Source organism: Streptomyces sp. NPDC043952 (genome assembly GCF_056435325.1).
Genome location: NZ_JBWKES010000058.1, coordinates 1 through 17,296, shown reverse-complemented (window position 1 = coordinate 17,296; position 17,296 = coordinate 1). Strand labels below are relative to the sequence as shown.

At 75.9% G+C, this 17,296-nt stretch carries 13 protein-coding genes; 5 read left to right on the top strand and 8 right to left on the bottom strand.

The window, feature by feature from the left end:
- Positions 1 to 952 precede the first annotated feature (952 nt).
- The 6 genes from AC069R_RS33355 to AC069R_RS33330 all read right to left on the bottom strand — a co-directional run bounded on the left by AC069R_RS33355 (position 953) and on the right by AC069R_RS33330 (position 9,192).
- A complete protein-coding gene (locus AC069R_RS33355) occupies positions 953 to 1,444 on the bottom strand; it encodes a hypothetical protein (RefSeq protein ID WP_478770446.1) in 492 nt (163 codons plus the stop codon).
- 110 nt (positions 1,445 to 1,554) lie between these two features.
- On the bottom strand, positions 1,555 to 3,837 hold the full coding sequence (locus AC069R_RS33350) for a lantibiotic dehydratase (protein ID WP_478770445.1): 2,283 nt from the start codon (positions 3,835 to 3,837) through the stop codon (positions 1,555 to 1,557).
- Positions 3,838 to 3,894: 57 nt separating this feature from the next.
- A complete protein-coding gene (locus tag AC069R_RS33345) occupies positions 3,895 to 4,155 on the bottom strand; it encodes an acyl carrier protein (protein WP_478770444.1) in 261 nt (86 codons plus the stop codon).
- Complete coding sequence (locus AC069R_RS33340) at positions 4,152 to 5,138, bottom strand: threonine ammonia-lyase (RefSeq protein WP_478770443.1); 987 nt, start codon at positions 5,136 to 5,138, stop codon at positions 4,152 to 4,154. Before AC069R_RS33340 ends, AC069R_RS33345 begins: the two co-directional genes overlap by 4 nt.
- A 236-nt stretch (positions 5,139 to 5,374) precedes the next feature.
- Entirely contained in the window at positions 5,375 to 6,868 is a 1,494-nt protein-coding gene (locus AC069R_RS33335) for an amino acid adenylation domain-containing protein (RefSeq protein WP_478770442.1), read from the bottom strand.
- Positions 6,868 to 9,192, bottom strand: a complete 2,325-nt coding sequence (locus AC069R_RS33330) for a lantibiotic dehydratase (RefSeq protein ID WP_478770441.1) — start codon at positions 9,190 to 9,192, stop codon at positions 6,868 to 6,870. The genes AC069R_RS33335 and AC069R_RS33330 overlap by 1 nt, the downstream gene beginning before the upstream one ends.
- Positions 9,193 to 9,435: 243 nt before the next feature.
- Between AC069R_RS33330 and AC069R_RS33325 the strand changes: the two genes are divergently transcribed.
- From AC069R_RS33325 to AC069R_RS33315, 3 genes are all read left to right on the top strand, one after another.
- On the top strand, positions 9,436 to 9,666 hold the full coding sequence (locus AC069R_RS33325) for an MbtH family protein (protein WP_397982616.1): 231 nt from the start codon (positions 9,436 to 9,438) through the stop codon (positions 9,664 to 9,666).
- Positions 9,667 to 10,087: 421 nt separating this feature from the next.
- A complete protein-coding gene (locus tag AC069R_RS33320) occupies positions 10,088 to 10,966 on the top strand; it encodes a 4'-phosphopantetheinyl transferase family protein (protein WP_478770440.1) in 879 nt (292 codons plus the stop codon).
- A 145-nt stretch (positions 10,967 to 11,111) separates the two neighbouring features.
- The gene (locus AC069R_RS33315; RefSeq protein ID WP_478770439.1) at positions 11,112 to 11,852 is read left to right on the top strand and encodes a Type 1 glutamine amidotransferase-like domain-containing protein; all 741 of its coding nucleotides are present in this window, start codon (positions 11,112 to 11,114) and stop codon (positions 11,850 to 11,852) included.
- 28 nt (positions 11,853 to 11,880) lie between these two features.
- Here the strand turns inward: AC069R_RS33315 and AC069R_RS33310 are convergent, their stop codons facing one another.
- Together AC069R_RS33310 and AC069R_RS33305 are read right to left on the bottom strand one after the other, a co-directional pair.
- Positions 11,881 to 12,501 carry a helix-turn-helix transcriptional regulator gene (locus AC069R_RS33310; RefSeq protein ID WP_478770438.1) on the bottom strand — a complete coding sequence of 207 codons (621 nt, stop codon included), beginning with the start codon at positions 12,499 to 12,501 and terminating at the stop codon, positions 11,881 to 11,883.
- Positions 12,498 to 13,100 carry a LuxR C-terminal-related transcriptional regulator gene (locus AC069R_RS33305; RefSeq protein WP_397982620.1) on the bottom strand — a complete coding sequence of 201 codons (603 nt, stop codon included), beginning with the start codon at positions 13,098 to 13,100 and terminating at the stop codon, positions 12,498 to 12,500. Before AC069R_RS33305 ends, AC069R_RS33310 begins: the two co-directional genes overlap by 4 nt.
- Before the next feature lie 601 nt (positions 13,101 to 13,701).
- On the opposite strand from AC069R_RS33305, the gene AC069R_RS33300 reads away from it, so the two are divergent.
- Both AC069R_RS33300 and AC069R_RS33295 read left to right on the top strand, forming a co-directional pair.
- Positions 13,702 to 16,917 carry a type 2 lanthipeptide synthetase LanM family protein gene (locus AC069R_RS33300; RefSeq protein ID WP_478770437.1) on the top strand — a complete coding sequence of 1,072 codons (3,216 nt, stop codon included), beginning with the start codon at positions 13,702 to 13,704 and terminating at the stop codon, positions 16,915 to 16,917.
- Between the two features lie 74 nt (positions 16,918 to 16,991).
- Entirely contained in the window at positions 16,992 to 17,207 is a 216-nt protein-coding gene (locus AC069R_RS33295) for a hypothetical protein (RefSeq protein ID WP_478770436.1), read from the top strand.
- The last annotated feature ends 89 nt before the right edge of the window (positions 17,208 to 17,296 follow it).

Here is a 17,296-nt window from a genome sequence, read left to right as displayed (position 1 = left end):
AACCCCCACTCCCCCCCCCCCCCCCCCCCCCCCCCCCCCCACCCACCCCCCCCCCCCCCCCCCCCCCCCCCCCCCCCCCTCTCCCTCCCCCCCCCCCCCACCCCCCCCCCCCCCCCCCCCCCCCCCCCCCCCCGCGGTCCCCGGCGATGTCGTTCGTGTTCGAGTACACGCCGAAGAGGAGCGGCCCGAGGCCGAACAGGAACGCCTCCACGGCGGCGAAGGCGGTGGCTCGCCCGGTGAGCAGGCCGTACAGCGGCAGCACGAAGGCCCAGCCGACGGCGGCGAGGAACACCTCCTGGAGCCCGTGGTAGCCGAGGCGCAGGCCCCAGGAGTACTGCGGGACGAGGACACCGGCGGCCGCGACGGCGAGCACGGCCCACAGCGGCCGGTGGGGCGCGAGCGCCAGCGCGGCCGTCCAGCACAGGACACCGGCGGCGAGGGCGGCGCGGGCGAAGCGGAGGGCGTCCGCCTCCGTGAGGGCGCCGGCGAGGAGCGGTTTGCGGGCGAGCCGGCGCACCGCCGCGTCCGTGCCGTAGTTCGCGGCATCGCTGCCGTCCCGGTACCCGGTGATGTCGTCGTACGCGACCGCCGCGCCCACCAGGCACAACTCGCCGAGCAGGAAGGCCGCGAGGGTCGCGCAGGACGAGGTGTGGAGGATGCGGGCGCCGGTCAGCGACGCCACGACGGGGAGGCTGAGGTAGTAGTCGACCATCCCGAGCTTGGCCAGCCGGAGATACGCGGCCAGGCGGGGGCGCGGGCGCCGGAGGGGGCGGAAGGCGAGGGGGTGCGGCGGGTCCGCGGGGGCGTGTCCCACGCCGGGCCCGGCGACCGCGACGGCCGACGTGGGGGCAGAGGGCTCCACCGAAGCTCCTGACGTACTGGAACGTGTGTGACTGCGGGAGGCGGAGGAGGAGCCGCAGGACCACGCCTTACGGCTCCTCGGTTCACGACGTCACGTGAACTTGACGTCCACCTTGTACACACCGGGGCGCTCGGCGGTGACGGTGGCCTCGCCCTGGGCGCCGTTGTACTCGCCGGTTCCGCCCTCGACCACGGCCTTGAAGCGGTACGGGTAGTCCATCGGGTTGGCGTCGATCACGGCCTGGGTGCTCAGGTCGAGTTCGTCACCGTTGTTGAAGACGACGTACGCGCCGCAGTCGGCGTCCATCCGCGTCGGGCCCTCGACGCCGTCGATGCCGCAGGTGTCGAAGGTCCGGCCGATCACCCGGCCCGAGGAGTCGAACACCGGGCCGTTCCCGGCGAAGCCGGCGCCCAGGCTGGGCGTCTGCGGGATGGAGGTGTTCCTCGTGTAGTCGATGGTGAAGCTCAGCGGCGCGGGCACCGCCGCCAGGGCCGGTGCCGCACCGGCGACGCCGAGCGCGCCGAGGAGGGACGCGGTGGCGACGGCGGAGGCGATTCGCCTGCCCACAGCAACTTTCTGCATGAACTCTCCTTGGACATCTCGGGCCCGTTGCCCGACGACCAGGCACAGTTGACCACAGTTCGCAGTTGCGCGATCACCATCGGTGACGGAGTGTCGGGAATGAAGTGCGGTTATCGCGGCGGGGTGGTGTCGAAGGCGACGAAGCGCAGTTCGGAGGTGTAGCGCCGGCCCTGGTCGTCGGTGAGCCAGCTCTGTTCGGGGGTCGGAAGCATCTCGGTGAGGGTGACGGTGGCGGAGGGGTCCTTGCGGGCCAGGCGGCGCAGGGCCTTGGCGAGGATGGTGACGTAGACGGGGCTGTCGAAGTCGGCGTAGAAGGGGCGGGACTCGGTCGGGGAGACCACGAAGACGTAGCGGGGCAGGCCCAGTCGGGCGCGCCAGCGGCGGGCCGCCACGAAGCGTCGGGCCTCGTCCTTCTCGTCGGCGAACGACGCGTGCGCGGCCGGCAGGCGCCAGGTCTCGCGGGCGACCACCAGGCGGTCGAGGGTGACGCGGGGGGTGTGTCCGGCCTGTGGCAGGAGCTGGAAGAGGTCCATCGACAGGGTGGTCAGGACGTGCGAGAAGACGTCCAGCGCGGGGAATTCGGAACGGTCCGGGAGGCGGACGACGAGGTCGCCGGCCCGGTTGTGCACGGTCGCGTCGGCGCTGCGGATCGTCCGGGCGGGGTCCCCGGTGAAGTCGGCGAGGGCGACTTGGCGGTCCTGCGGCCGTACGAGGGTGTGGCGGACGCGGGCCGAGAGGCGGGCGCGGTGTTCCTTGGGGATCAGGGGCAGCAGGCGGGGGGTGGGGTGGTCGCGGTCGGTCAGGTCGAGGAGTTGGCCGCTGTCCGGGTGCTGGTGGGTGAAGAGGGAGGCGCCCAATGTGTTGGCGGCCAGGTGGAGTTCGCCCAGGACCAGGGTGAAGTCGCCGCGCTCGATCGCCTGGGTGCTCTCGGCCGCGATCAGGATGTCGGGGCTGAGATAGCGGGCCGCCGTCCAGCCGTCGCCGCCGGACGCGAACCGCTCCCGTACGGCGGTCTCGATGTCGGCCGTCGCCGCGGTCACCTGCCGGGCGCCCTCCGGTACCGCCAGGATGTGGTGCCAGCGGGCGGCGAACTCGCCTTGCAGTTCGGCGGCCTTGGCGCGGGCGGCGCCGTGCAGCACCGGGAGGCAGGCGAACCAGAAGGAGGCGAGGTCGACCGGGCCTTCGGCGGCCAGGCGGTCGTGGACGCGGCGTGTCTCCTCCCGGACGGTGGCGGCGAGTTGGGCGGTGAGCCAGGCGGCGCTGTCCATCAACAGCCGTAGCGGGCGCAGGGCTTGCAGCATCGCGGGGCCGAGGCGGGCGGTGGCGGAGCGGCGGGTGTCGGAGTAGACGAGGGAGCGGCAGGGGGCGGTCGAGGCGGACTTCTCGCGTACGGCGGCGGTGGCGGTGAGTTCGGTGAAGTCGCCTTCGAGCGCGGTGAGGGCCTGGACGAGGCCCTCCACGCCGGTGGCCGCCGCCACCGCGGCGCGGCCCCGCTCCAGCCGGTCGAGGGCCTCCAGTCCGCGTCGGCGGGGTCCGGGTGCGCCGACGGTCTCCAGCCAGGCGCGCAGGGCGCGGTCGGGGTGGGTGCCGGCCGGGATCTCCAGGCGCCAGACCACCCAGCGGCGGGCGACCAGGTCGGCCAGCACGGCGGGGACGTCGGTGTCCGGGAGTTCGGCGGCGATGGACCGGGCCGGGCGGGCGCCGTCACAGCGGGCGAGCACGGCCGCCGTCTCGGCGGACACGGTGATCGGGCGGCGGCCCGGCACGCGGACGCGGTCACCGTCCAGCCCGAGGTAGGGCACGCGGCGGGGGGCGATCCACTCGCGCAGCGCGGGATCGGCGTCCAGCGTCTTCGCGAGGGCGTCGATCCCCCAACTCGCCCAGTAGACGGAGGATTCGGCGATCAGGCCGGTTCCGGGGTCCACGGCGACGGCCGGGGTGCCGGGGTCCCAGCGGCCCCAGCCGACCGGGCCGAAGAAGCCGATGGTGTCGTTCTTCACGCAGAACCGCTGCCAGTAGTGCGCGACCAGTTCCTCGCGCTGGCGCGGCATGCTGCTGCGGCCCTCCGCCGTCGGGGTCCAGCGCAGGAACGGGGCGATCCCGGAGCCGAGCACCGGCCGGTTCTGCCAGGCCACCGCCTCCCGGAAGGCCGGCGTCCGGGCGATGTCCTGCAAGGTGTGCGCACTCTCCACGGCCGCCTCGGCGAAGAGGCGGGCGAAGCCGGTCCACTCGGGGCCCTCCAGCGGCTCGCCGGCGCCGAACTTGTCGGCGGCCTCGGCCAGTTTGGGCGGGGCGAGGCGCAGCACGCCGTCGGCGGGAAAGCCCGCCCCGCGCAGGGCGAACTGCTCCCACAGCCGCCAGCGGCCGAGGGACGGCACGAGTTCTTCGGTCATGGCACGGCTCTCCTTGGCGAGCGCGGGTGGGCGGGCGGCGGGGCGGCGCAGAGCGGGTCAGGCGGCGCCGTAGTCGGCCGCGACGACCTCGGCCAGCTCCAGGGGCGTCGGGTAGGCGAAGACCAGGGAGACCGGGACGTCGGCGCCGACGATCTCCTGGAGCCGGCCGGTGATCTGGAAAGCGGTGAGCGAGTCGCCGCCGGCCTCGTAGAAGTCGGTCTCGGCGGTGAGGTCGGGCAGGCGCAGCACGTCCCGGAAGATGTCGACCAGCAGGTCGGCGGTGACGACGGGGGCGGCGGTGGTGGCGTTGGGGGTCATGGCGTGGGCTCCTTCGTTTCCATGTGGGTGCGGGTGTCGGTGGGGCCGGACGGGTAAGTGCGCAGCCGGGCGGGGGTGTTGCCGCCCGAGACGATGGCCACGGCGCGTTCGCGGCGGCCGGCGCGCAGGGCGCCGGCCAGGGCGACGGCTCCGCTGGGTTCGGCGTCGACGCCGAGGCGGTGCAGCAGGGCGGTGGCGGCGAGGATCTCCGCGTCGCCGACGGCGATCAGTTCGTCGGCGCGGTCCCGGATGATCGGGTAGGGCACGGTTCCGGGACTCTGGCCGCGCAGGCCGTCCGCGACGGTGGCGCAGGGCGGCAGTCGCAGGGGGTGGCCGGCGGCCAGGGAGCGGGCGTAGCGCGGGGTGAGGGCGGGTTCGACGCCGACCACGCGGACCGGGTGGTCCGCGGCGGCGAGGCACAGGCCGGCGAGGAGTCCGCCGCCGCCGGTGGGGACGTAGACCGTCTCCGTGTCGGTGGCGGCGGCGAGGAGTTCGAGGCCGACGGTGCCCTGTCCGGCGACGACCAGGGGGTGGTCGGAGGAGGGTACGAGGACGGCGCCCTGCTCGGCCGCGAGGGCGCGGGCGCGTTCCTCCCGTTCCGCCACTCCCCCGCCCACCTGGACCGTCTCGGCGCCGAGCGCGCGGATGGCGGCCGCCTTCGAGGGCAGCGCGCCCGCCGCGAGGACGACGGTGAGTCGGATGCCGAGGGTGCGGGCGAGCCGGGCGAGGGCGATGCCGTGGTTGCCGGAGGAACCAGTGACGACCCGGCCGGCGCCCAGCGCGAGGACGGCGTTGGCGGCGCCGCGCATCTTGAACGAGCCGCCGAGCTGGAGGTGTTCGGCCTTCAGCAGCAGCCCCGTCCCGTGCGCCGCGGTCACCGGGCCGGGCAGGAGAGGGGTACGGACGGTGTACGGCGCGATACGGGAGGCGGCGGCGAGGAGGTCGGACCTGCCCAAGGCCCAGGCGGCGGCCTCTGCCGGCATCCGGCCGGTCCCGGTCGTGCGCGTACCGGCTCCGTGTGCGGACACGCGGGCACCGGCTCCGGGTACGGCCGTGCTCCCCGCGGTCCCGACTCCTGCCGTGGCCGCACCGGCCCCGGCTGCCGTCGTACCCGTACGGGACCCGGCTGCCGTCGTACCCGTACGGGCCGCAGCTGCCGTCGTACCCGTACGGGCCCCGAGTACGGTCGTACCGGTTCCGGACCCCAGCCGTGTCGTACTCATACCGGCCTCCCGCCCGCCAGTGCCCGGCGGTCGGCCTTGCCGCCGCGGGTCGTCGGGAGCGTCTGGAGGCGGACGAAGCGGCGTGGCATCAGGTGCGGGGGCAGGGTGCGGGCGAGGTGGCGGCGCAGGGTGGCGTCCGTCGTGTCCGACAGGGCGCCGGTGACGTGGGCGAGCAGGTGGACGCGGCCCAGGTCGTCGGTGTGCGGGGTGACCACCGCGCCGGTGACGCCCGGATGGGAGAGCAGGGCGCCCTCGATCTCGGCGGGATCGACGCGGTAGCCGCGGATCTTGAGCTGGCGGTCGGTGCGGCCGGTGTAGTGCAGGCCGCCGGGGCCCCAGTAGCCGAGGTCGCCGGTGCGGTAGAGGCGGGCGCCGGGCGGGCCGAGGGGGTCGGGGACGAACGCGGCTGCGGTGCGGGCGGGTTGGCCGCGGTAGCCGCGGGTCACTCCGGCGCCGCCGACGCAGACCTCGCCGACCGTGCCGTCGGGGACCGGGGCGAGGGCCGCGTCCAGGACGCGGACGACGGTGCCCGCGCGCGGGGTGCCGACGAGGTCGGTGGTCGGGTCGGGGGCGGCGGGCACGTCGTGCCGGGTGGTGGTCATGGTGCACTCGGTGGGGCCGTACTGGTTGACGAGCCGGCCGGGTACGAGGCTTCGGCCGCCCGCGGCGAGGAAGGGCCGCAGGGACTCGCCGCTGGAGGCGACCAGGGCGACCCCCGCGAGGGGTTCGGTCAGGTCGGTCTGGCCGCCCAGGTGGGTGAGGAAGGACGGGGTGACGCTGAGCAGGGCGGTCACCTTGTGGTCGCTGACGGTGGCGGCGAACTCCGCGGGACGCAGCAGCCGGGCGCGGTCCGCGATCACCAGCCGGGCGCCCGCGAGCAGCGGTACGAAGGTGTCCCGGATGGAGGCGTCGTAGCCGAGCGGTGCCATCTGGAGGGCCACGGTGTCCGGGCCGAGGCCGAACGCCGTCGCGGTGTCGCGGAGATAGGCGTCGAGAGCGGCGTGTTCGACGAGTACGGCGCCGGGTTCGCCGGTGCTGCCGGAGGTGTGGCTGACGTAGGCGAGGGCATGGGGGTCGGCGCCCGGGTCCGGGAGCGGGCCGTCCGGAGGCGGCTGCTCCTGGTCCAACAGGGCGGTGGGTATGCCCAGTTCGAGTGCCGGGGCGCGCTGGGAGTGGGTGAGCAGCAGCCGGGCGCCGGCGCTGCGGACGAAGGAGGCGAGGCGGTCGCGGGGCTGGCTCACGTCCAGGGTGAGGAAGGCGGCACCGCAGCGCAGCACGGCGGCCATGGCGGCGACCGCGTCCAGGCCGTGCTCGACGGCCACGGCGCAGACGGTCTCGGGACGGACGCCGCGGGCGCGCAGCAGACGGGCGATCTCCTCGACGCGGGCGGCCAGTCGGGCGTACGTCACCTCACCGGCCGGGGTGTCGAGGGCGACGCGGCAGGGGTGGCGCAGGGCGTGCGCGGTGATGTCGTCGGCGACCGTGCGCATCAGCTCTCCTCCGCACCGGTGACGGTCAGGTCGACGGCGACGAACCGGAGTTCGGAGGTGTAGCGGCGGCCCTCGTCGTCGGTGAGCCAGGCCTGCTCGGGGGTGGGCAGCATCTCGCTGACCTTGAGCCGGGCGCCGGGGTCCTTGCGGGCGAGCCTGCGGGCGGCCTTGGCGAGGATGGTGAGGTACACGGGGCTGTCGAAGTCGACGTAGAACGGCCGGGGTTCGGCCGGCGAGACCACGAACACGAACCGGGGCAGCTCGTGCCGCCGCTGCCAGTGCCGGGCCTTCACGAACCGGGCGGCCTCCGCCTTCTCGTCGGCGAAGTCCATGTCGGATACGGGCAGTTGCCAGGTCTCGCGGGCCACGGTCATCCGGCCGAGGGTGATGCGCGGGGTGTGCTCGCCCTCGGGGCGCAGGGTGAAGCGGTCCATGACGCGCTGGGTGAGGGTGTTGGCGTAGGCGTCGAGCACGTCGTACGCGGTGCCGTCGGGCAGGACCGCGGTGAGCCGGCCGGCCCGGTCCTCGACGCGGACGTCGGCGCTGAGCACGGTGCGCGGGCGGTGCGGGTCGCCGGTCTGGTCGACCAGGGCGACGTAGTGGTCCTCGGGCCGGTCCAGGGAGGGCCGGCTGCGGGTGGACCACTTCAGGGGCAGCTCCTTGGGCAGCATGGGCAGCAGGCGCGGGCCGGGGAAGTCGCGAGTGGTCTCGGCGAGCAACTCGTCGCGGTCGGGGTGCTGGTGCACGAACAGGGAGGCGCCCATGGTGTTCAGCGCGCAGTGCATCTCGCCGAGGACGAGGTCCACGTCACCGCGGGCGAGGGCGGCCTCGTCGTCCGCGACGACCAGGACGTCGGGGCTGATGTAGCGGGCGAGCGACCAGCCGTCGCCGGGCTCCTCGAACTCCTGGCGCACCCGGTCGGCCAGCTCGTCGGTGGCCAGCCGGACCCGGCTGACGCCCTCGGGCAGCTCCAGGACGCGGGCCCACTTGGCGCGCAGTTCGGCCTGGATCGCGTCGATGAGGTCGCCCGCGTCGGGGTGCGGGGAGGGCAGGGTGTGCAGCCACAGGGTGCCCAGGTCGACCGAGGCGCCGTCGGCGCTCAGCCGCTCGTACACGGTGCGCAGCCGGGCGCGGACGGCCTCGGCGAAGCGGTTCGTCATCCAGCGGGCGGCGGTCAGGCACAGCTGGAGCGGTTCGAGGTGCGCCAGCAGGGCGGCGCCGGTGCTGGCGGTGGCGGCGCGCCGGGCGTCGGAGTACACCAACCCCCGGCAGGGCGCGGTGCGTTCACCCTTGGCGCGCTGGGCCTCGCTGTCGGTCAGGGTGGCGAAGTCGGCCTCCAGCGCGCCGATCGCGGCGGTCAGCGCGGCGGCGTCGGTGCCGGCCGAGCGCACGGCGTCCCGGCCGCGCTCCAGTACGGCGAGCCGTTCCAACGCCCGCTCGCGCGGGGCTTGTTCGGGGACGCGTTCCAGGATGTCGCGCAGGGCGCGGTCGGGGTGGGTGGCGGCGGGGACGTCCAGTCGCCACTGCACCCAGCGGCGGGACATCAATTCCCGTACAGCCTGGGTTGCTTCTTCCTCGGACAGGTCCAGTTCGGCGGCGATGGCGGGCAGGTGGCGGGTGCCGTCGCAGCGTTCGAGTACGGCGCGTTCGCGGGCGCCGGCCTGGCGGGCGGGTCGGCCGGGGACCTGGACCGTGCCGTCCGCGCAGCGCACGAACGACACCCGGCGCGGCGGGATCCAGCGCATCAGCGCGCTGTCCGCGGCGAGCACCTTCGCCAGGGCGTCGATCGCCCAGCCGGAGAAGTACACCTCACCGGCGGCGAGGAAGCCGTCGCCGGGGCGCACGGCGACGCCGCCCCGGCCGGTCAGGTCCCAGCGGCCCCAGCCGACCGGGCCGAAGAAGCCGATGGTGTCGTTCTTCACGCAGAACCGCTGCCAGTAGTGCGCGACCAGCTCCTCGCGCTGCCGGGGCATGCTGCTGCGGCTGTCCGCGGCCGGGGTCCAGCGCAGGAACGGGGCAATGCCGGTGCGCAGGACGGCGGGGTTCTGCCAGGCGAGCGCCGCCTGGAAGCGGGGCTGGGCGGCGATCTCCTGGAGGTGGCGCGCGGTGTCCACGGCGGCCGCCGCGAGGTCCGCGGCGAAGGCCTCCCACTCCGGTCCGGACAGTTCGGCGCCGGGCCCGAACTTGTCGGCGGCCTCGGCGAGCGAGGGCGGTGCGAGGCGCAGCACGCCGTCGGCGGGGAAGCCGGGGCCGCGGAGCGCGAACTGCTCCCACAGCCGCCAGCCTCCGCCCGGCAGCAGGACAGGTGCGTGCTCGTCCGACATCGCGTGCTCCTTCCGAAACGGGGTGCGCGGGCAATCGCGTGGGCCGGGGTTTCCGGGGTGCCGGGCGGCCCGCGACCGGACAGCACGGTCCCGCGCCGGGGCCATCGGTCACCAGGGAAGATCCGGCAGCAACGGGTGCCACCGCTGCGGCGCGTTCGTCCCTGACCCGGCGGGGCGGGGGCCGGGCACTCTTGCGTCGCCGGACCCTGATCCGTGGCCGGCCCATCACCTGGGAGGTTCACCGTGACGCAACCCGACTCCGCGAACGGCACCGGCGGCGAGGACGTGTATCTCGTGGTGCGCAACGACGAGGAGCAGTATTCGATCTGGCGGGCGGACCGGGAGCTGCCGGCCGGCTGGTACCGGGAGGGCCGCGAGGGCAGCCGGCAGGAGTGCCTGGACCACATCGACGCGGTCTGGACGGACATGCGCCCGCTGAGTCTGCGCCGCCGGCTCGCCGGGGCCGATGTCTGAGATCCGGCCGGCCCTGCTGCCGGCCGGGCCGGCCAACGCGCCGCCGACGGAGGGGACTTCGGGTACACCACCGGCTGCCGAGGCCTCCGGCACACCGCCGACGACGGGGGCTTTTCGTACATCCCCGGCTGCCGGCGCTTCCGGTACGCCACCGGTGACGAGGACTCCCCGCACACCACCGACAGCCGGGGCTCCCCGTACATCACCGGCCGCGGGGGCCTTCCCCGCGCCGCCGACGGCCGGAGCCTCCGGTATGCCACCGGCGACGTGGGCTCCCCGCACGCCACCGGCCGCGGGGGCTTCCCCCACACCACCGACGCTCGGGGCTTCCGGCACGCCGGCGGCAGCGACCGCTTCCCGTGCACCGTCGATGGCGGGGGCTCCCCGGCACCCCCTGCCGGCCGGGGCGACCGGCGCCCCCGTGCCGACCGGACCGACCGGACCGGCCGGGCTGACCGGGCCGACCGGACCGACCGGACCGACCGGACCGACCGGACCGACCGGACCGACCGGACTGACCGGACTGACCGGGACGACCGGACCGACCGGCGTCCCGCTGTCGGCCTCGGCCTCGGCCTCGGACCCCGGTCCCCTGTGCCCCGCCCGGCTCGAATTGCCCGGTCCGCCGTACCCGCCGTACGCCGTCGGCCGCCGAGCGCTGCGCGGGCCGCTGGAGCTGTATCTGGCCGAGGTCGGCGGCCAGGACGACCGATCGCTGCTGCGCGCCCAGGAGTTGCTGGACGCGCAGGAGCGGGCGCGGGCCCGTGCCTTCCGGCGGCCCCGCGACCGGGACGCGTATGTGATCGCGCATGCGACGCTGCGCGCCCTGCTCAGCCCCCTGCTGGGGGTCCCGGCGGACGAGCTGCCGCTGATGCGGGAGCCGTGCGCGGGCTGCGGGGGCCCGCACGGGCGGCCCGCGCTGCGTGCCTCGGGGGTGCACTTCTCCCTGTCGCACAGCGGAAACCTGGTGCTGGTGGCGCTCGCCGGCGCACCGGTCGGGGTCGACGTGGAGGGCGTGGCCACCGTGGAGGCGGTGCGCAGCGCACAGTGCGCGCTGCACCCGGCGGAGGTCGCGGAGCTGGCCCTGCTCCCGGCGCACGAGCGGCAGGCGGCGTTCACCCGGACCTGGGTGCGCAAGGAGGCGTACCTCAAGGGGCTGGGGACGGGGCTGGTGCGCGCTCCGGCCCTGGACCACGTCGGCACCGGACCGCGCCCGGTGCCGCCCGCCCCGGACTGGACCCTGCGGGACGTCCTCGTCCCGGCGGGGTACGCGGCGGCCGTGGCACTGCGGCGCGAGTGAGGGCGCCAGGGAGGCGGAGCGCGCGAAGACGGCGGGGACCGGTCGGGCGACCGGTCCCCGCCGCGTTGTCCGCGTCTTCTCTCCGGACGCCCGCCTTCACGATTTCCCCACGTCCGGAGCACGTTCCCCGCGCTACGATCACCGCGTGACCGCCCCGGAACCCACCATCGTCGCCACCTCCGGAGGACACCGCGCCGCCGCACGCACTCGGGTGGTCTTCGACGCCCTGGTCCGGCACGCGGTCGATCTCTCCGGTGTGCACGGCAGACGACCGCGCATCCTGTACGTCGGCACCGCGATCGGGGACGCCGAACACGTCGCCGCGCGGATGGCGGAGGCGGCACGGGTGGCGGGCTTCGACCTGACGCCCCTGCACCTGTTCCCCATGCCGAACGTCGAGGACGTCGAGGGCACGGTCCTGGACCACGACGTGGTCTGGGTGATGGGCGGTTCGGTGGCCAACCTGCTCGCCGTGTGGCGGGTGCACGGCCTGGACGCGGTGCTGCGCCGGGCCTGGCGGGCGGGGGTGGTCCTCGCCGGGGTGAGCGCGGGTTCCATCTGCTGGTTCGAGGGCGGCGCGACGGACTCCTTCGGCCCCGAACTGCGGCCGGTGACCAACGCGTTGGGGCTGCTGCCGTACGGCAACGGGGTGCACTACGACACCGATCCGGGCCGGCGTCCGCTGATCCACCGGCTGGTCGCCGACGGCACCCTGCCGACGGCGCACTGCACCGACGACGGGGTGGGCCTGGTCTACCGGGGCACCGAACTGGTCGAGGCGGTGGCGGAGTTGCCGGGCAAGGGCGCGTACGTGGTGCGCCGGGAGGGCGACCGGGCCGTGGAGGAGCGCATCACGCCGCGGCTGCTGCCGGATCCCGGCGCGTGAGGGCCCTCGGGCCGGTGTCCGCCGCATCTCAGATCAGCCCGTGGCGCACCGCGCGCGCCACCGCGTGGGCCCGGTTGCGGGCGCCGAGCCGGGCCATGACCTCGTAGACGACGTTCTTCACGGTGTGCTCCGAGCAGTGCAGCAACTGCGCGATGCCCGCGTTGCCGTGGCCCTCCGCCATGAGCCGCAGCACCGACATCTGACGGCTTGTCAGGGATGGCGGCCGGTCCTCGTGCGGGGGGCGGGAGCCGGGCTCGGAGCCGGTGGTCAGCAGGTGGGACAGTTCGGGGTAGGGGATGCTCGGGTGCGGCGCCCCGGCGCGGCGGACGGCCGCCGTGAGGCTCTCCTCGGTGAGGTCCGCCTTGCGTAGCGCCACGGCCCCGGTGCGCAGCGCCTCCAGCAGCCCGGCGCGGCCCACCGTGTCGCACACGAGCAGCAGCGGGCCGCTCGACGGGGCTCTCCGCAGCGCCCGTTCGGCGTCGTCGGTGACGAGGACGGTGACGGTTCCGGGCCGCCCGTGGCCGATCGCGCAGTCGAGGCCGGCACGGTGGGCGAGGGCGCGCACCCGGTCCGCGCCCGGAGAGGGCAGGATGCGCAGGGGCAGGGTGGTGGCCGTCGCTCCGGGTGCGGCGGTCAGGGTGGCGGTCACAGCAGGCCCGCCCGCAGCGCGTAGGCGACCGCGTGGGCGCGGTTGCGCAGCCGGAACCGCTGGGTGATGTCGTGCACGACGGTGGTCACGGTGCGCGGTGAGTAGGCGAGTTGCTGGGCGATCTCCGCCGTCTCGTGTCCGTCGGCGACCAGGCGCAGCACCGAGCGTTCGCGGTCGGAGAGCGATCCGCCGGCCCAGCCCCGCTCGGCCCTTCCGGGCTGGTCGAGGACCTGTTCGAGCAGATCGGTGGGGACGGTGCAGTCGTCCCGTGCGGCGGCCAGCACCGCGTGGGCCAGGCGGGAGGCGTCCGCCTCGCGGCGCAGCAGCAGGCCTCGGGCGCCGGCGGCGAGGGCGTGCAGGGCGTCTCCGGAGGCGAGCGCGCCGGCCACCAGGACGACGGCGGGACGCGTGCGGTGGGCGCGGGTGGTGCGCACCATGTCGAGTTCGGCCGGACCGAGCCGGTCCACGGTGAGCACGGCGACCCGTGCGTCGGCCGGCTCGCACACCGCGAGTTCCGGGCAGGCGAGCAGGGTACTGCGGGTGCCGGCCTCCAGGACCGGGTCGAGGGCGACCACGCCGACGGGTACGGGAACTCCCATCTTCTGCTCCTTGCAAGGTCGTTCGCCCGGTGGTGAGCACCGCGGGCGGTCTGTGGGGTACGACGCACACCCTGCCGCCGTCGCCGGGGGCCGGGCATCGGTAGTCGGTCCCCACCTTTCCGGCGCGGGTCCACTACCGGGCGGTGGGGACCGCCTCTCGTAAGGGCCCGCGGCGGCACCCGTAGGGGCGTACACGGCCCCGTAAGGGTGTGCGCAGTCCCCGTAAGGGTGGGCGCAGTCCCCGTAAGGGCAGATGCGGGCCCCCGTAAGGGCGCGTGCGGCGCCCGTAGGGGCAGGTGCGGCACGTGGCCGGGAGGCCGCGCCCCCCCCACGCGGGCCACCGGCCCCGGCACATGGGGGCGCCGATGGGTGGTGGGGCGTACGGATGGCGGTCGTACGGGCCGGGGGGTGGTCGTAGGGACCGGGGGGTGGTCGTAGGGGCCCGTGGGGGACGGTCGTACGGGTTCTGGGGAGTACGGCGCCGACCTGCGGTTTCCCCATGCGCGAGGGTGCGCGCCCCCACCCCTGGGGAGGGCCTGGGGAGAATATGGGGGTCACTTCCCCATGTGGGGGTCGGCCCCCGTCTGGGACCTTCGGTGACGTGACTGAGACCGCCAGCCTCCCGGCTCCCCGGAGCGTCGGCCTGCCGCTCGCCTGGTGGGCCCCGGCGCTGTCCCTCGCGGAGCGCCTCGCCGCCCCCGGCCGACCGGCCGCGCCCGCCGACCCCGACACCACCGTGCGCGCCCCCTGGGCCGCCGGGGACGCGGAGGGCTTCGCGCTGCGGCTCGCGCACCTCGGGGTGGACGGCGCCACGGCGGCGGCCCTCGCGGCGGAGCCCGCCGAGCGGCTCGCGGCCCGCGCCGCCAAGCCCCGCTGGGCCCGGTACGCGGAGACGGCCCTGGCCGCCGCCCCCGAGCACCCCGAGGAGCCGGCCACGGACGGCACGGGCGCCGAGGTCTTCGCCCATGTCGTACGGCCGCTCGTCACCCCGGCGGCCGAACGCCTCGCCGCGCTGCTGCCGGATGCGCCCGGCGCCGAACGGGGCGTCTGGCAGGGCGAGTTCGGGGCCTGGCTGACAGCGCAGCTGGTGCGGCTGGCCGCGCGTACCCTCGTACGGGAACTCGCCGGGGCCCGGCGCGCGGGGCGGCTTGCGGGGGCGACGCCGCGGGAGCGGTTCGCGTCCTTCGTCGCCGCCGCGGGCACCCGGCGGGGACTCGGTGAACTGTTCGGCGCCTACCCGGTGCTGGCCCGGATGCTCGGGCAGACCGCGCTGGACGCGCTGGACGCGGCGGCCGAACTGGCGGCCCGCTTCCACGCCGACCGGGACGAGCTGGTCGGCACGCTCCTCGACGGCCGCGATCCGGGCGCGCTCGCCCGCGTCGAACTCGGCCTCGGCGACGCCCACCAGGGCAACCGGTCGGTGGCCGTGCTGCGCTTCGCGGACGGCGCCCGCGTGGTGTACAAGCCGCGACCGCTCGGCCAGCACGCCCTGCTGGACGAGCTGGCGGCCTGGCTCGACACCAAGGTCCCCGATCTCGCGCTGCGCACCGCGCGCACGGTGCGCCGGGAGGGGTACGGCTGGCTGGAGTTCGTCGCCCACCGCTGGTGCCGGTCGGTGACCGAGACCGACGCCTTCTACCGCCGCCAGGGCGTGCTGCTCGCGCTGCTCTACGCGGTGGACGGCGCCGACATGCACTACGAGAACGTCATCGCCTGCGGCGACCAGCCGGTCCTGGTGGACGCCGAGACGCTGCTGCACACCGGGCTCGGGCAGGCCATGACGGCCGGCGCCGACCCGGCGGCGGACGCCCTGCACACCTCCGTGCACCGCACCTGCCTGCTGCCCCATCTGCTGATCGGCGAGCACGGCGCGCTGGACATCTCCGCGCTGGGCCGCTCCACCGACGGCACCTTCCCCAGCGAGGGGCTGCACTGGGCGGACAGCGGTCGCGACACCATGCGCGCCGTACGGGGGCCGCTGCTCAGCCCGGCCGGGCAGAACCAGCCGGTGCCGGACGGCCGTCCGCTGGACGGCGCGGACCACCGGGCCGCGCTGCTCGACGGCTTCCGCACGGCGTACGCGGCCATCGCGGCGCACGGCGGCGAACTCACCGGCGACGAGGGCCCGTTGGCGGCGGGGGCCGACGTCCCGGCGCGGCTGATCGCCCGTGCCACCCGGCTGTACGCGACCCTGCTGGAGGAGTCCACGCATCCGGCGCTGCTCGGTGACGCGCTCGCCCGCGACGGGGTGTTCGCGGTGCTGTGGACCGAGTCCGCGCACGACCGGGCCCGCTCGCGGCTCATCGAGCACGAGACGGCGGACCTGTGGCGCGGCGACATCCCCCTGTTCACCCATCGGCCGTCCGGCACAGGGGTCCGGGCGGCCGACGGGACCTGGCTGGCGGACGTGCTGCCGGAGGCGAGCCTGGCCGCGGTGCGCAAGAAGATCGCGCGGATGGACGAGATCGACTGCCGCGACCAGGAGTGGATCGTCTCGGCGACCCTGGCCGCGCGGGGCGCCTGCGACCCGGCGGACCGGCCGAGGTCGGCGCTCGCCGTCGCGCCCGTACCGGCCGTCGTGCCCGACGCCTCCCGGCTGCTGGCCGCCGTGTGCGGGATCGCCGACGACATCGCCGCCCGTGCGGTCCGTGACGGCGGTCGCGCCAACTGGCTCGGTCTGGAACGGGTTTCGGGCCCGCACTGGGCGGTGCTGCCGATGGGCGCCGGGCTCGCGCAGGGCTACTGCGGGGTCGCGCTGTTCCTCGCCCACACCGGCGCGCTGACCGGCGCCGACCGGTACACCGCGCTGGCGCGGGAGGCGGTACGGCCGCTGCCCGCCCTGCTGACGGCCCTGGCCGCCGACCCCGAGCTGGGCGCGGCGGCGGGCCCCGGCGCCTACGACGGTCTCGGCGGCATCTGCTACGCCCTGGTCCGGCTCTCGGCACTGCTGGGCGAGGAGTTGGCCCCGTGCCTGCCGGACGCGCTCACCGCGCTCGGCCACGCGGCGGCCGGCTGCACCGAGCCGGGGCTGGCGGGCGGTACGGCAGGGGCGCTGGCCGCCGCCGTCGCCGTGCACGAGGCGACCGGGACGCCGGGCGCGCTGGAACTGGCGGACGCCCTGGCGGACCGGCTGTGCCGGACGGCGGGGCCCGCGGCGGACACCGGACCCACGGACATCGGGCCCGCGCACACCGAACTCACGGACGCCGGACCCGCGCACAGGGGTCTCACGGACACCGGTCTCTCGGACACCCCGGACGCCGGTTTCGCGGACGGCGGTTTCGCGGACGGCGCCGCCGGCATCGGCTGGGCGCTGCTGCGGTACGCCGCCGCGCGGCCGGCGCGGTCCGCGGCGCACGCGAGCGCGGGCCGGGCCCTGCTCGGCGGCGCGGTCCGGCGGGCTGGGGCCGCCTCGGACCCGGATCCGTCGTGGGCCCGCGGGCTCGCCGGAGTGGCGGCCGCCGCCGCGCTCACCGAAACCCCCTCCCCCGCGGCCGAGTTCTCGCTCCGGTTGCGGGACGCGGAGGTCGGCCCCGACCTCAGCCTCGGCCAGGGTGCCCTCGGCACGCTGGACGCCCTCGCCGTCCTGGCCGAACGGGGCGACGCCCCCGCCGCCGAAGCGCTCACCCTCCGCACCGGCCAGGCGCTCGCGCTCGTCGAGGCGCAGGGCCACCGCTGCGCCACCCCCGACCACGTTCCCTCCCCCGGCCTGCTGACCGGTCTCGCCGGCATCGGCTACGGACTGCTCCGCCTGGCCCACCCCGGCACCGTGCCGTCCGCCCTGCTCCTGGCCCACCCCGGCCGGTACGGCAACTGACCACCGCACCTCCGCACCTCCTCCACCTCCGCTCCCGCCCCTCCCACGCGGGTCCATCCGAAGGGGATCACCTCATGGACAAGAACCTCGCCGCCGCCACCGACCTCACCGCCACCGCCGCCGACACCGCCGGGAGCACCGCCGACGAGCAGGACGCGGCGGGCGGCATCACCCTCAAGGGCCGCAACCGGGCCTGCGCCCGCGCGCGGGTGCTGGCCGGAATGGTCCTCACCAGCGGCCTGGTCATCACGCTGAGCACCATCGACACCTCGGTCTCCGCCCCCCGGTAGGCGACCGCCGGCCGCCACCGGCGTGATGGCGGGGGGGCGAACCCCAAGGGACCCCCCCCCTTTCTCCCCCACCAAGCGCTCTGCCCGTC